Origin of the sequence: Micromonospora sp. NPDC047670 (assembly GCF_043204915.1) — a bacterium.
Lineage (GTDB): Bacteria > Actinomycetota > Actinomycetes > Mycobacteriales > Micromonosporaceae > Micromonospora.
Window position 1 is genome coordinate 1 of record NZ_JBIDDA010000035.1, and the last position, 1467, is coordinate 1467.

Annotated in this window: 1 protein-coding gene; it reads left to right on the plus strand. The window is 69.9% G+C overall.

Features of this window, described 5'->3' with window-relative positions; genetic code table 11:
• The first annotated feature begins 243 nt into the window (after positions 1-243).
• Positions 244-1443 (plus strand): IS110 family transposase, encoded by a 1200-nt coding sequence (locus ACGF7U_RS31770; protein ID WP_393113082.1) that lies wholly within the window; start codon positions 244-246, stop codon positions 1441-1443.
• Positions 1444-1467: the final 24 nt, after the last annotated feature.

Genomic DNA, 1467 nt, shown 5'->3' on the forward strand with positions numbered 1-1467 from the left:
CCCCGTTACCTTTTTGATCGTCCCCAGCCGGGGACCCTCGGTCGCCCGGCCCGGTATGACTTACTGCCCCTGTCGTACGGATGATCCGGGGGGTGTTGTCGCCGGGTCGGGTGGCGTCGGCGGACCGCTGATAGGGACACGGCCACCCGTGGTGGGGTAGGTCTCTTCGTAACGTGGCTGCCGGCAGTCCGACGCCTGGACCAGCGGCCGGGGCCACGGGATCGATGCGTGGAGGCGGGTCTGGTGAACGACGGATACGGCGTCTATCTCGGCTTGGACGTCGGCAAAGGTGATCACCATGCGGTCGGGTTGGCCCCGGACGGCAAGCGGCTGCATGACGCGGCGTTGCCGAACACGGAGGCCCGGCTGCGGCAGCTGTTCGACAAGCTGGCCCGCCACGGCCGGGTCCTGGTGGTGGTCGACCAGCCCGCTTCGATCGGCGCCCTGCCGGTCGCGGTGGCCCGGGCGTGTGGGCATCAGGTTGCCTACCTGCCGGGCCTGGCGATGCGACGTATCGCTGACCTGCACCCCGGCACCGCAAAGACCGACGCCCGTGACGCTTACGTCATCGCTGACGCGGCCCGCACCTTGCCGCACACGTTGCGGCGGGTCGATACCGGCGACGAGGCCCTGGCCGAGCTGGAAGTCCTGGTCGGCTTCGACGACGACCTCGCCGGCGAAGCCACCCGAGTGTCGAACCGCATCCGGGGTCTACTGACGCAGATTCACCCCGCGCTGGAACGGGTCCTCGGTCCGAAAGTGCAGCACAAGGCCGTGTTGGAGCTGCTGTCGCGCTGCGGCGGGCCGGCTGGTCTGCGCAAGGCCGGCCGCCGCAAGCTGCTCTCGATCGCCGCCGTCCACGCGCCGCGCATGGGTGAGCGGCTCGTCGCGCAGATCATGGCCGCGCTGGACGAGCAGACCGTCACCGTCCCCGGCACCCAGGCTGCGGAGACGATCCTGCCCCGTCTTGCTGACAGCCTCCGCGAGACCCTTCGGCAACGCGACCACGTCGCCAAAGAGGTCGAGAGGATGCTCGATGCGCACCCTCTTGCCCCGGTCCTGACCTCGATGCCCGGCATCGGCGTCAGGACCTGCGCCCGGATCCTGCTCGAAGTCGGCGACGGCACCGCCTTCGCCACCCCCGGTCACCTCGCCGCCTACGCCGGACTCGCCCCCGTCACCCGACGATCCGGCAGCAGCATCCGCGGCGAACACCCACCCCGCGGCGGCAACAAAAACCTCAAACGCGCCTTCTTCCTCGCCGCGTTCGCCGCCCTCACCGACCCCGTCAGCCGCGCCTACTACGACCGCAAGAGAGCCGAAGGCAAACGCCACAACGCCGCCCTCATCTGCCTCGCCCGACGCCGCTGCGACGTCCTCTACGCCATGCTCCGCGACAAGATCCCCTACCAACCACGCCCCACCAGCCCCGTCCCCGCTTGACCAAACCCATAGGGACACCCCCCC